At 40.1% G+C, this 13078-nt stretch carries 12 protein-coding genes; 1 reads left to right on the forward strand and 11 read right to left on the reverse strand.

What is annotated here, in order from left to right; genetic code table 11:
* The 8 genes from L655_RS0107920 to rppH all read right to left on the reverse strand — a co-directional run.
* On the reverse strand, positions 1–269 hold a 269-nt coding region (locus L655_RS0107920; protein WP_029751642.1), incomplete at its 3' end, for a transposase domain-containing protein.
* A gap of 66 nt (positions 270–335) precedes the next feature.
* Complete coding sequence (locus L655_RS0107925) at positions 336–887, reverse strand: IS110 family transposase (protein WP_024604694.1); 552 nt, start codon at positions 885–887, stop codon at positions 336–338.
* Between the two features lie 435 nt (positions 888–1322).
* A complete protein-coding gene (galU, locus tag L655_RS0107930) occupies positions 1323–2201 on the reverse strand; it encodes a UTP--glucose-1-phosphate uridylyltransferase GalU (protein WP_024604695.1) in 879 nt (292 codons plus the stop codon).
* A 23-nt stretch (positions 2202–2224) separates the two neighbouring features.
* Positions 2225–3076: a thymidylate synthase gene (locus L655_RS0107935; protein WP_024604696.1), complete on the reverse strand. Its 852-nt coding sequence runs from the start codon at positions 3074–3076 to the stop codon at positions 2225–2227.
* Between the two features lie 10 nt (positions 3077–3086).
* Complete coding sequence (gene lgt, locus L655_RS0107940) at positions 3087–3890, reverse strand: prolipoprotein diacylglyceryl transferase (RefSeq protein ID WP_024604697.1); 804 nt, start codon at positions 3888–3890, stop codon at positions 3087–3089.
* A gap of 13 nt (positions 3891–3903) precedes the next feature.
* The gene (locus tag L655_RS0107945; RefSeq protein ID WP_024589991.1) at positions 3904–4713 is read right to left on the reverse strand and encodes a sulfite exporter TauE/SafE family protein; all 810 of its coding nucleotides are present in this window, start codon (positions 4711–4713) and stop codon (positions 3904–3906) included.
* A 90-nt stretch (positions 4714–4803) separates the two neighbouring features.
* Positions 4804–7068, reverse strand: coding sequence for a phosphoenolpyruvate--protein phosphotransferase (gene ptsP, locus L655_RS0107950; RefSeq protein WP_024604698.1), 2265 nt, complete (start codon positions 7066–7068; stop codon positions 4804–4806).
* A 30-nt stretch (positions 7069–7098) separates the two neighbouring features.
* A complete protein-coding gene (gene rppH / locus L655_RS0107955) occupies positions 7099–7617 on the reverse strand; it encodes an RNA pyrophosphohydrolase (protein ID WP_002958704.1) in 519 nt (172 codons plus the stop codon).
* Positions 7618–8147: 530 nt separating this feature from the next.
* Here rppH and mutH point away from each other — a divergent pair.
* Positions 8148–8819 (forward strand): DNA mismatch repair endonuclease MutH, encoded by a 672-nt coding sequence (gene mutH, locus L655_RS0107960; RefSeq protein WP_002958705.1) that lies wholly within the window; start codon positions 8148–8150, stop codon positions 8817–8819.
* 291 nt (positions 8820–9110) lie between these two features.
* Here the strand turns inward: mutH and eno are convergent, their stop codons facing one another.
* The 3 genes from eno to mazG all read right to left on the reverse strand — a co-directional run bounded on the left by eno (position 9111) and on the right by mazG (position 13077).
* Entirely contained in the window at positions 9111–10409 is a 1299-nt protein-coding gene (gene eno / locus L655_RS0107965; RefSeq protein ID WP_002958706.1) for a phosphopyruvate hydratase, read from the reverse strand.
* 112 nt (positions 10410–10521) lie between these two features.
* Positions 10522–12117 (reverse strand): CTP synthase, encoded by a 1596-nt coding sequence (locus L655_RS0107970; RefSeq protein WP_024604699.1) that lies wholly within the window; start codon positions 12115–12117, stop codon positions 10522–10524.
* A 162-nt stretch (positions 12118–12279) separates the two neighbouring features.
* Positions 12280–13077, reverse strand: coding sequence for a nucleoside triphosphate pyrophosphohydrolase (mazG, locus tag L655_RS0107975; protein WP_024604700.1), 798 nt, complete (start codon positions 13075–13077; stop codon positions 12280–12282).
* Position 13078: the final 1 nt, after the last annotated feature.

The raw sequence follows: 13078 nt of genomic DNA on the forward strand, positions 1-13078 counted from the left end.
GCACTTGGAGCAACCGTATCGCCCAGGGTATCAGTGAGTGTTAAATCTAACTTCTCAACAACGTCACTAATAGAGCGGTCGCGAAAAAGACCCATTGCAATGATAAGCCAGACGACAAGCTCAGCAGGTAACTTACGTTTGCGAATACTTGCTTTATCGGTCTGCTCGAGCACATTAGAAATCCACTCAAGAGGGATATGTTTCTGAAATGTAGATAAAGAGTCAGGAGTGGCGAATATATCTGTATCAAGTAACCAATGACTAAGCATAAAAATACCCTCATAATCAAAAGATGATAAGGGTATTGTGAAGCAACCAAAAGATCGGTCAACCGATCAAAAATACCTTAACTGATCGGTGTTACCTGTTAGGCTGTTTTCAGCATCTTCTAATATCTCAGGTATCGCTTGGGTCAACTTCGTATCCCCTTGAGCAATTGGGTAACCAAACTCTAACAATAAAGCTCTTAGTTGATTACCTAAGCTGACTTTTTGTTTGACTAATAAATCACGCATACATTCAATGCCTTGTAAGCATTGCTCTTGCACTGAAAGTAAACGACTTCCTTTTATATGAGGCTGTCTCGCTGCAACTGAAATAGCCAGCGCATCATTTGCATCGGTTTTCTGCCCTTGACGAAACGCTTTTACCTGTCGCGCGTTGATCGCTTTGATCTGGTGCCCTGCCTGTTTAGCAAATTGCGCCCAATAATGCGTTCCACCACATGATTCCATAGCAACTAAAGATTGCTGTTCTTTAATTAATAACTCTTTAAGCTTGGCTCTGCTTATTGTTTTGTTATAAATAACTTTGCCATTGCTTTGCGTTTTGCAAACTTGAAATAAATTTTTTGCTAAATCAATCGCTATCACATTACAATTCAACATGTATGGGCTCCTTAGTAAAAGTTTGAACACTTATTACGTTACTTCTGATGGAAGTGGGAGTCCATACATCTGTTGACCTTTCAGGATTAAAATTTGTTCAATCTAGGGGCTATTTAATCGCGGCGCGAGGTTTGTAACCTAGTGGGCTCGATAACTGCTCCTGCATTATTCTAATGGCTTACATCCATGTAAGAATAAGTAAAAACCGAGTAACAAAGAGTAAATTGCCCCGGGGCAGAACCCTTCGGGCAGCGCATGTTTGGCATCTATGCTACGTTATCGCCTATTTATGGGGAATAACCACACTACATAGGCTCTGCCTTGCCTAAATACCAAACAGCCTGCTGCAAATTTAACCTCGAAAGATAAACAGGCCCTGATAAAACTCATAAAAAAGGCGCCGATATAGGCGCCTTTTATGATTTACATTAACTGTTAAATCAGTTTTTTAATAAATGACTTTAATTCATCAGCAAATTCATCGCGACGAAGTGCAAATTCAATAGTCGCTTTTAAATAACCAATTTTACTTCCACAATCGTGGCTACGGCCTTTTATAGCGTATGCATCTACTTTTTCGTGTTCCATTAACATCGCAATTGCGTCAGTTAATTGAATTTCATTGCCTGCTCCTTGCGGAGTTTTTGCAAGTAACGGCCATATGTTTTCGCTTAATACGTATCGACCCACTACAGCTAAGTTAGATGGCGCTTCGTCTACTGGCGGTTTTTCTACCATGTTAAAAATTGGCGAGCTTTCACCTTGTTTTAAGTCAACATCGCCTAAATCAACCACACCAAACTTATCTACTTCATCCAGTGGTACTGGCTCAACCATTATTTGGCTATGCTTGTTTTGCTCAAAATTAGCGATCATTTCTGCTAAGTTATCTTTTTTAAGATCGCTCTCTACATCATCAATAATTACATCAGGTAGAATAACTACAAACGGTTCGTTACCAATAATAGGCGCAGCACAACTAATAGCATGGCCTAAGCCTTTTGCTTCACCTTGGCGTACGTGAATAATGGTTACGTCTTTAGGGCAGATTGCTTGCACTTCGGCAAGTAGTTGCCGCTTTACACGCTTTTCTAAAGTAGCTTCTAGTTCAAAGCTCGTATCGAAGTGATTTTCGATTGAATTTTTACTTGAGTGCGTTACTAACACTATTTCTTTAATGCCTGCAGCAACGGCTTCGTTTACTACATATTGAATTAAAGGACGGTCTACCACTGGCAGCATTTCTTTAGGAATTGCTTTAGTGGCTGGTAACATACGAGTACCAAGGCCTGCTACTGGGATGACTGCTTTCATTTTATGTTTTCCTTAATCTTTTATTATACTGAAAATGGATATTGAATCGCTTCGTGGCATTGATAGCCTGTTACTTCAAAGTCGTCTCGTGTTACCCACGTTTCTATGTCTTCTAATGATTTAATTTTTGGATTAATTTTTAACTGAGGTGATGCAAATGGCTCACGCGTTAACTGCACATCACGCATCAGCTCAAGTTGGTTTTCGTAAATATGTGCATTAGCAATTTTATGATACGCCTTACCCGCTTTGTGGCCGGTAATTTGAGCCACTAACGCAAGCAACACAAAACACTGGATTTGATTGAAATTAAGGCCGAGCGGTACATCACAGCTTCGCTGGTATGACGTTAAATATAGCGTATCACCAAGAAGCGAAAAAGTATGTGTATGCATACACGGGCGCAGGCAACCAAGCTCAAACTCACCTGGATTATAAAACGTGATTATTTCACCACGGTCATCAATGCCATTTTTTAAGTTATTAATAACTTTGGAAAGCTGATCGAGTGTTGAGCCATCTGGTCGTTGCCAACCACGGCCTTGCACGCCATAAACGCGACCCATATCATCCTCACCTTTACGGTTAGGGTTATTGAGCCATGCATTGTTATCGTTTGCGTTAGCATTCCATGTTTTACAGCCAATTTCACGAAACTGCTCAGCGCTGTCGTAACCGCGTAAATATCCTAGTAACTCAGCAATCGCTGCTTTGTAGTAACTTTTGCGAGTCGTGATCATCGGAAACTTATTATTAGCCACATCGTATTCTAAATCGGCATTAATAACGGTTAAACAACGCGTACCTGTACGTTTGTTTTCGACCCACTGACCTTCGTCAACAATACGCTGACATAATTTTAAATATTGTTTCATGTTGTTTTTATTATGCCTTAGCTGTTTTAACGTGTTGTGGTTGCTTATATGCCCAAATTAATAAACCTAAGCCGCCTACAATCATAGGAAATGAAAGTATTTGTCCCATTGAAATAAAGTCGGCAAATAAACCTAATTGTGCATCGGGTTGGCGGAAATATTCAATACAAAATCTAAACACGCCATAGCCTAGTAAGAACACACCAGCTACGCTGCCTGCTGGACGTGGTTTTTTAATAAACCATTGCAGGATTAAAAACAGCACTAAGCCTTCAAAAAATGCTTCGTATAATTGCGATGGGTGACGCGCAAGCGGACCGCCCGTTGGAAATACCATTGCCCATGGCACGTCGGTAACACGCCCCCATAATTCACCGTTTATAAAGTTACCAATACGTCCAGCTAAAAGCCCTACAGGAACCAGTGGTGCAACAAAGTCGCCCACTTGAAGAAGCGACTTTTTACGCGTCCACGAAAAAATTGCGACGGCAGTTATAACGCCAAGTGTTCCACCATGAAACGACATACCGCCCTGGTCTATTCTAAATAAATACAGTGGGTTTTCTATAAAGTAACTAAACTGGTAAAACAATACGTAGCCAATACGCCCGCCTAGTATTACCCCTAACATGCCGTAAAACAGTAAATCGCTTACTTGCTCTTTAGTCCAACCCGAATTTGGCTTTGATGCTTGACGATTTGCAAACCACATCGCAAATGCAAAACCTATTAAATACATCAAGCCATACCAACGTACGCTTAGCGGTCCAACAGAAAAAATAATTGGATCAATTTGAGGAAACTCAAGTGCCATAAAAAATAAACCTTTAGCTAAAAACCATTTTAATTGCGATAACTACAAGCAGCACCGCGAAAACTTTCTTAATTGTATTAACAGGTAAATAGTGAGTTGCTTTGGCGCCAATAGGCGCAACAAACCACGAGGTAATAACAATTCCAAATAATGCAGGTAAATAAACAAACCCAGCAAAACCATGCTCTAAATCGGTAACATGCCAGCCTGCGCTGATGTAACCAATAGAGCCAAATAATGCTATAACAATTCCGCACGCGGCTGCGCAGCCAATTGCTTTTTTTATATCAACCGAAAAATAATTAAGCATAGGTACTATTAAAGCACCACCACCAATACCAATTAAACCTGATAATCCGCCCATTATTGCAGAAACGCCCCCTAAAATAGGACCTGCCGGCAACGGTTTTTCTGACATCGGTTTATTACGCGCGGAGAGCACCATTCTTGCTGCAATAAATACAACACTTATAGCAAACACTGTACGTAATATTTGTTCAGGGATTAAACTTGCTGCAAAGCCACTAATAAGTGCGCCTAAAGCCACACCCGACATAACCCACGGGGCAATTGCCCAAGGCACGTTATCATTTTTATGATGAGCCAGCGCTGAAGACGTTGAAGTAAATAAAATAGAAGCGAGTGAGGTTGCAATAGCAATTACTAATACATGATCAGCTGACGTTACATTAAATGAGAGTAGCAGAGTGCTTAGAACTGGAACGATAATTAAACCGCCACCAATGCCTAGTAACCCAGCTAAAAACCCAACAATACAGCCTAGTAGTGCGCAGCTTGCGACTAACAAACCTAAGTCATACATAGTAATCTCAAATACCCTTTTAAGGTTTATATATTAAAGGATTATAAAACTAATAGCATCTGTGTATTGCAATTAATTAGGCGTATAAGCTTATTTAGGAGTGTAAAACAAATCACCTAATTTATGCTCTAGCATAAAGCTTCGCGTTAAACGTAGTACTTGTTTGGCTGTAGATTGCGCTAAGCATTCACTTAATAGTTGTTCCATGTCACTGACATTTAAACGTCTAAGTACCCATTTAACTTTATTAAGCGATGATAAATTCATACTAAGGCGCCTGTAACCCATGGCAATAAGCAAAATAGCCCCTTCAGGATCGCCGCCTAGTTCACCACACAAACTAAATGGCAGTTCATATTGCTCACATTCGCGCGCTACTTTATTTAGTACCCTGAGTACGCCCGGGTGATAAGGGTTAAAAAGTTCGGCAACTCGTGCATTAGCCCTGTCTACTGCTAATAAATACTGCGTTAAATCGTTACTACCTACTGAGCAAAAATCGACTTTTTTTGACCACTCTGGAAGCATAAATACACTTGAAGGTACCTCTAGCATTATCCCTATGTCGGGTCTTTCTATGGTTTGCTCTGGGTATTTTTCACTTAACTCAAAATAAGCCTGTTCAAATAAAGCAAGTGACTCATCAACTTCTTCAGTGCCGCTGATCATAGGGAGCATTATTTTTAGATTGCCTAAACCAATATTGGCTTTAAGCATCGCTTTTAGTTGATCTAAAAATAACTCTGGGTGATCAAGGCTAATACGAATGCCACGCCAACCTAAAAATGGGTTTTCTTCGGTAATGTTAAAGTAATCGAGTACCTTATCGCCCCCAATATCCAATGTACGCATAACCACAGGATTAGGATGATAGCTAGTTAGTACTTCTCGGTACCAGTTTTCTTGCTCTGATTGCGAAGGAAACTGACCTTTTTGCATAAACCACGCTTCGGTTCGATAAAGCCCCACACCGTCACAAATATGCGCGCTACTTTGCTCGGTATTAAGCTCGAGGCCTGCGTTTAATAATAAGCTAACATGCTCACCGTCAAGCGTAATTGATTCAGAGTCTTGCTCTGCTAAAAAGCGGTTATTAAGTAGGTTATCTTGATGCTGTAACTCTGTGTATTCATCCATCAACATTTGCGAAGGCGATATATATAAACGCCCAGCAAATGCATCTAAAATCATCGGTTTGCCATTAAACTGCAGTAGAGGTAGATCCTCTATACCCCAAATAGCAGGGATCCCCATTGCACGCGTTAATATAGAAGCATGGCTATTTGCAGAGCCATTTACGCTTACAACGCCTTTTAAGTGGCCTTTTGGCACCTCAGCTAGCATGGCAGGTGTTAAGGTATTAGCAATTAAAATAGTGTTGGGCGGATAATTTTTAACAGCGTGCTCGGTATTTACAAGATGATGTAATACACGAAGGCCAATATCTTTAACATCAACAGCACGCTCTTTTATATAAGGGTCTTGCATGGCATTAAATTGAGATATTAAACGCTCTATTACAATTTTTAGGGCGCTTTTAGCACACCAGCCTTCTTGTAATTGCATTTCAACATTATGCCCTAAACTTTTAGCGTCAAGCAGTTGTTGATACACATCAAATACCGCAAGAGCTTCGTGCGGAATTGAATCGCTTAGCGTCATAGATAGAGTATTAAATTCTTTGCGCGTTGCAGCTACAGCTTGAGTAAATAAACGGCGCTGCTCAGTGACGTCACTGTCTTTTAAAAGCTCAATAGATTTAAAATCAAGTTTTGGTAATACAACAAATGCTTGTCCTATACCTATCCCTGGCGCGCTCGATACACCTTTTAAAACAGACGTTTGATGAGATGACTCATCTTGGCGTAGTATTTCTTTAATTTCAGCATGCGCTAACTGTGACGCAAGTTGGGCAGAAAGCGTTATTAAAAACGACTCTTCGTCTTGGCTAAATACACGTGCCATTTTTTGTTGAACAACAATAACACCCAGTACTTTTTTTTGATGAACAACGGGTACAGATAAAAAAGCGTTGTAGCCTTCTTCGTTTACTTCGGGGGAAAGCTTAAAACGAGGATGCGATTTAGCAAATGCAATATTAATAGGTTCTTCGCGTTGCGCTACTAGGCCCACTAAGCCTTCGGTAAACCCAATTCTAAACTTACCCACCGCATCAGGATTTAACCCTTCGGTAGCCATAAGTACAAAATTGTCTTGGCTGTAATCTGCAAAATAAATGGAGCAGCACTGGGTTTTCATGGCATCTTTAACCATTTGCACAAAGCACACTAATGCGCTGTCTAAATTCGCTTGTCGCGATACAGACTCCGCAATAGATCTCAGTGTAGCCAGCATACCCTGCTCCTTTATTGTATCGAGAAATTACTACCTTTTACTTCGCCAATGATCTTTATGTTGTTCTCTCTTATTAAAAGGCATGGCGAAAGGAGCAAACTCTTTCATTACTCGTCGATAGACATCCCGTTTAAACGATACAACCTGTCTTACAGGATACCAATAGCTTACCCAGCGCCAATCATCAAACTCTGGATGATGGGTTTTAAGTAAATTTACATCTTCGTCTTTACAGCGTAATTTTAGTAAAAACCATTTTTGTTTTTGCCCAATACACACCGGACTAGAGTCTCGGCGGATTAATCGTTTGGGTAATTTATAGCGTAACCAATGTTTTGAGCTTGCGACTATTTCTACATCTTCTGGTCGCAACCCTACTTCTTCGTGTAATTCACGGTACATGGTTTGTTCTGCAGTTTCGCCATCATCAACACCACCTTGGGGAAATTGCCAAGAGTGTTGACCATAACGTCTGGCCCAGAAAACCTGTCCCTGATTATTGCAAATCACAATTCCGACATTGGCACGAAAACCTTCGGCATCAATCACCTTAGTGCCTCATTTGTAAGTCGATTTTTAATGATTGTTCCACATTAGCCGCAATACGGCAAATACTATTATACCCAAGCCAATTAGTGAGCTAAGTTTGAGCTTTTAGTATGTTGATAAATTAATAAAGAATAGGTAAATATTTAGAAAATAACTCAGCAAAGCTATTGCGGTTCTTGTTTTCCTCTAGTTACTCACAGTTTGTGCATAACTTTTGTAAAACACGCTCATTTTGCAAACAAATCCACAATATTAGATCTTAAAACTTAGCTTCTCCACAGATTCTGTGGATAAACATGTTCATATAGTTGTATTTATCCTTACAACTTTTAAATGGCTTAATCAAAACTGAACGTGCACATTTAAAAAAACCTGCAGAGTCAGTAACTTAAAGTAAAGTAGCTTAATTTCAATATGTGCAAAATTAACACAAACAACAGGCGAGCAAAAAACGTACAACCCTAAAGATATCCACGGCTTAGCCTATTTGCTATCATGGCTATGGTATTTATACAACCGAAATTAAGAATATGCGACCTACAAAACCACACTCAATAAACGACTTAATGCAACGCGTTAACAGTATTGCCGGATTAACACTTGGGCAACTTGCAAACCAGTACCATTTTAAAACACCTGATGATTTACTACGTGAAAAAGGCTGGACTGGGCAACTCATTGAATACGTACTAGGCGCTACTGCAGGCTCAAAACCCCTCCCCGATTTTGAAGATTTAGGAATTGAGCTAAAAACACTGCCTATTTCTTATAAAGGTAGGCCACTGGAAACTACGTTTGTATCGGTTACACCTTTAATGAACGTGACAGGAATGACGTGGCATACCAGCTCTGTGCGTAAAAAACTAAATCATGTTTTATGGCTGCCAATTTTAAGCGAACGTGATATTGCGCCGTTTGACAGAACCATCGGCAGCGGCTTTTTGTGGCAGCCTTCACCTGAACAAGACGCTTTGCTACAACGCGACTGGGAAGAGCAAATGGAGCTAATTGCGCTAGGTAGAGTCGACGAAATATCAGGCCATTTAGGCGATGCTATGCAAATACGCCCTAAAGCTGCTCATAGTAAAATAGTCACTGATGCTATTGGCCCAAATGGGCAAATAATTAAAACCCTACCCCGTGGTTTTTATTTAAAAACCAGTTTTACAGGTGATATTTTAAAGCAGCAGTTTCAGCTTTGAGCTGTGCAGAAAATATTATGAGTTAAGCAAATCCTTTTTCGCACTTCGTGCACGTCAGCGTTCTTAACGCCTACAAGGTATTTCACCTTTTTAATAAAATAGTTTGAGGTTTAAATAAAGAGTTTTCGTTTTTGTTGTTCACCCTTTTCGCACTGCGTGCGCGCGTCAGCAAGCTAAACGCCTACAATAAATTTTCATCTCTTTGAGTAGAAATATTTGGCATAAAAAATCCCCGCCTGAGCGAGGATTTTATCATCTAAAATTAAAAGTTAGATTCTATATAAAATAGAATTACTGACCTTTAACTTCTTTAAGACCGTTGTACGGTGCTTTATCACCTAATTGCTCTTCAATACGTAGCAATTGGTTGTACTTTGCAACACGGTCAGAACGGCTCAGTGAACCTGTTTTGATTTGACCTGCAGCAGTACCCACTGCTAAATCAGCAATTGTTGAATCTTCAGTTTCACCAGAACGGTGGGAAATAACAACAGTAAAACCAGCATCTTTAGCCATTTTGATTGCAGCTAAAGTTTCTGTCAGTGAACCAATTTGGTTAAACTTAATCAAGATTGAGTTAGCAATACCGTTGTCGATACCACGCTTTAAAATCTTAGTATTTGTTACAAATAAATCATCACCTACTAATTGGATTTTATCACCCATTAGTTTAGTTTGATGTGCAAAGCCATCCCAATCAGACTCATCAAGACCATCTTCAATAGAAACGATTGGGTACTGATTAGTAAGATCTTGTAAGAAGAAGTTAAATTCTTCAGAAGTGAATTTTTTGCCTTCACCCTTAAGGTCGTAGATGTTTGCTTCTTTGTCGTAGAACTCAGATGCAGCACAATCCATCGCTAAAGTAATATCTTTACCTAGCTCGTAACCTGCGTTTGCAACAGCTACTTTAATTGCAGCAAGAGCCGCTTCGTTAGATGCAAGGTTAGGTGCAAAACCACCTTCATCGCCAACCGCTGTTGAATGACCATCAGCTTTAAGTACTTTAGCAAGGCTATGGAATACTTCAGCGCCCATACGTAGGCCTTCGCGGAAGTTTTTAGCGCCAACAGGTTGGATCATGAATTCTTGAATATCTACAGAGTTATCTGCGTGCTCACCACCATTGATGATGTTCATCATTGGAAGTGGCATTGAGTAAACACCTGGCGTGCCATTTAAGTCAGCAATATGTTCATAAAGCTCAACTTTTTTAGACTGTGCAGCTGCTTTCGCAGTTGCTAGTGATACAGCTAAGATTGCGTTTGCACCTAATTTTTCTTTATTTTCGGTACCATCTAAATCTAGCATCACTTTATCAACAGCGTTTTGATCTAATGCATTTTGACCAGCTAAAGCATCAGCAATTTCTTTATTAATATAACCAACTGCTTTTAATACGCCTTTACCTAAGTAACGTGATTTATCACCGTCGCGTAACTCTAATGCTTCACGAGTACCAGTAGATGCGCCTGAAGGTGCTGCTGCACGACCCCAAGAACCATCTGCTAAATGTACGTCTGCTTCAACAGTTGGGTTACCACGCGAGTCCATAATTTCGCGACCGATTACTTTTACGATTTCTGACATCTTGATTCCTCTATATTCCCAAAATGGTGAGTTCAGCTAACTTTACTACGTTTTATATAGCTTAGTCAGCCCTTAAAACAAAAAAGCCGTGCAATATGCACAGCTTTTAAAATTACGAATTCGCTTTTTGGTGGATATGCGCGGCTGCTACAAACCCTTCAAATAACGGATGACCATCACGTGGAGTTGACGTGAATTCCGGGTGGAATTGCGCGGCAATAAACCATGGGTGATCTTTATTTTCGATAATTTCTACCAGTTTTTTATCTTCTGATAAACCAGTAAAGCTTAAGCCTGCTTTTTCAAGTATTTCTACAAAGTTATTATTTACTTCGTAGCGATGACGATGACGTTCAACAATTTCGTCGCTGCCATATACTTCATGAACTTTAGAGCCTGGCGTTAAATGACATTTTTGTGCGCCTAAACGCATAGTGCCACCTAAATCAGATTTTTCGCTACGTGTTTCAACATTACCTTCAGCATCTAGCCATTCAGTAATTAAACCAACTACTGGCGCTTCTGATTTTGCATTAAACTCTGTAGAGTTTGCATCCGTTAAACCTGCAACATTACGTGCGTATTCAATTAATGCTACTTGCATGCCTAAACAAATACCTAGATATGGTACTTTATTTTCACGTGCGTATTTAGCCGCTAAGATTTTACCCTCAACACCACGTCCGCCAAATCCACCAGGTACTAAAATAGCATCTAAGTGTGAAAGTAATTCAACACCTTTGCTTTCTAAGTCTTGTGAATCTACGTATTCAATGTTGATTGTTAGGCGGTTTTTAAGACCCGCATGCTTTAATGCTTCGTTAACCGATTTGTACGCATCTGGTAATTCAATATATTTACCAACCATACCAATGGTCACTTCACCCGTTGGGTTAGACTCTTGATAAAGTACTTGTTCCCACTCAGCTAAATCAGCTTCTGGTGGATCTAAGTGAAAACGACGACATACGAAGTTATCTAATTCTTGTGTTTTTAATAACGCAGGAATTTTATAAATGCTGTCTACGTCAGGTAGTGAAATAACCGCTTTTTCTTCTACGTTTGTGAATAATGAGATTTTTGCACGCTCATTATTAGGTAGTTTACGGTCTGAACGACAAATAAGAATATCTGGTTGAATACCTACTGAGCGTAACTCTTTAACAGAGTGCTGTGTTGGTTTCGTTTTAACTTCACCGGCAGGGCCTAAAAATGGCACTAGCGTTAAGTGAATAAATAGCGCGCGTTCGCGGCCAATTTCAGTTCCCATCTGACGAATTGCTTCAATAAACGGTTGTGATTCTATATCACCTACAGTGCCGCCAATTTCTACAATAGCAATATCATAACCTTCAGCACCGTCGTATACACGTTGCTTAATATCGTTAGTGATATGTGGAATAACCTGAATAGTAGCACCTAGGTATTCACCACGGCGCTCACGACGTAATACGTCTTCATATACACGGCCTTGTGTGAAGTTATTACGACTAGTCATTTTGGTACGAATAAAACGCTCGTAGTGACCTAAATCAAGGTCAGTTTCTGCGCCGTCTTCTGTAACGTAAACTTCACCGTGTTGAATTGGGCTCATTGTGCCTGGGTCAACGTTGATGTAAGGATCCAGCTTTAAAATGGTAACATTTAAACCACGGGCTTCTAAAATAGCGGCCAGNCCGCCAGTAACGAAGATAAATTTTGTACTCATGCGAACCCTAGAATATCAGGAATTAAAAGGAATATAACACCCAAAGAAGAGCCTAAGGGTATATCATCAAGACGGGGCGAAATTGTACCAAAACACTGCTTATCAATCCAGCTAAAATTAGCTAATACGCGCACAAAAAATGTGCACTATTTAACATTAAGCCTATTTTACTTTTTTAATCGCATCCCACGCACTATCCATCTCTTCAAAGGTTGCTGTATCTAAGCTTTTACCTTGCGCATGTAAATAAGCGTTTACCTTTTCAAAACGCGCTGAAAACTTATCATTAGCGCTACGAAGCAGTTGTTCGGGATCTCGTTTAACATGGCGTACAACATTAACAGTGGCAAAAAGTAAGTCGCCGAGTTCTTCCGCTGTATGATCAGATAGCGGGTCTTGCTCAATCGCTTCTTTTACTTCAAGCACTTCTTCACTCACTTTATCTAGTGCACCATGATACGTTGGCCAATCAAAGCCAAGGGAAGCCACGCGTTGTTGAATTTTTTTGGCTTTGCTTAAGCTTGGCATATTGCCAGGGATATCTTGCCAAAAAGAAGGGGATTCGGTTTGCGCTCTAGCACTTCGCTCCTGTGCTTTGATTGCTTGCCACTGCTGCGATAATTGATCGTCTGTTAGCTCTTTTTTTTCACCAAACACATGCGGGTGACGACGGGTAAGCTTATCGTTTAATTGCTCTACTAGATCATTAAAATCAAATAGATTTTGCTCTTGTGCAAGTTGCGCATAAAAAACTATTTGAAATAGCAAATCACCCAATTCACCTTTAAGCTCATCTAAGTTGCCTGATTCAATACAGTCGGCAACTTTGTACGCTTCTTCTAGCGTATGCGGCACAATAGATTTAAAATCTTGCTTGAGATCCCACGGACAACCGCCCTTGGGATCTCGCAGTGTTTTCATTATGCTAAGAAGTTGTGTAAGCGCTGTATTATCATTCATG

The organism is Pseudoalteromonas sp. TAE79, from assembly GCF_000498015.1.
Classification (GTDB): domain Bacteria; phylum Pseudomonadota; class Gammaproteobacteria; order Enterobacterales; family Alteromonadaceae; genus Pseudoalteromonas.

What these genes read in the sequence shown, in the direction of transcription:
- L655_RS0107935 (WP_024604696.1), bottom strand. Translation starts at nt 3,076, where the DNA reads ATGAAACAATATTTAAAATTATGTCAGCGTATTGTTGACGAAGGTCAG.
- L655_RS0107945 (WP_024589991.1), bottom strand. Translation starts at nt 4,713, where the DNA reads ATGTATGACTTAGGTTTGTTAGTCGCAAGCTGCGCACTACTAGGCTGT.
- lgt (WP_024604697.1), bottom strand. Translation starts at nt 3,890, where the DNA reads ATGGCACTTGAGTTTCCTCAAATTGATCCAATTATTTTTTCTGTTGGA.
- mutH (WP_002958705.1), top strand. Translation starts at nt 8,148, where the DNA reads ATGCGACCTACAAAACCACACTCAATAAACGACTTAATGCAACGCGTT.
- ptsP (WP_024604698.1), bottom strand. Translation starts at nt 7,068, where the DNA reads ATGCTGGCTACACTGAGATCTATTGCGGAGTCTGTATCGCGACAAGCG.
- galU (WP_024604695.1), bottom strand. Translation starts at nt 2,201, where the DNA reads ATGAAAGCAGTCATCCCAGTAGCAGGCCTTGGTACTCGTATGTTACCA.
- L655_RS0107925 (WP_024604694.1), bottom strand. Translation starts at nt 887, where the DNA reads ATGTTGAATTGTAATGTGATAGCGATTGATTTAGCAAAAAATTTATTT.
- eno (WP_002958706.1), bottom strand. Translation starts at nt 10,409, where the DNA reads ATGTCAGAAATCGTAAAAGTAATCGGTCGCGAAATTATGGACTCGCGT.
- mazG (WP_024604700.1), bottom strand. Translation starts at nt 13,077, where the DNA reads ATGAATGATAATACAGCGCTTACACAACTTCTTAGCATAATGAAAACA.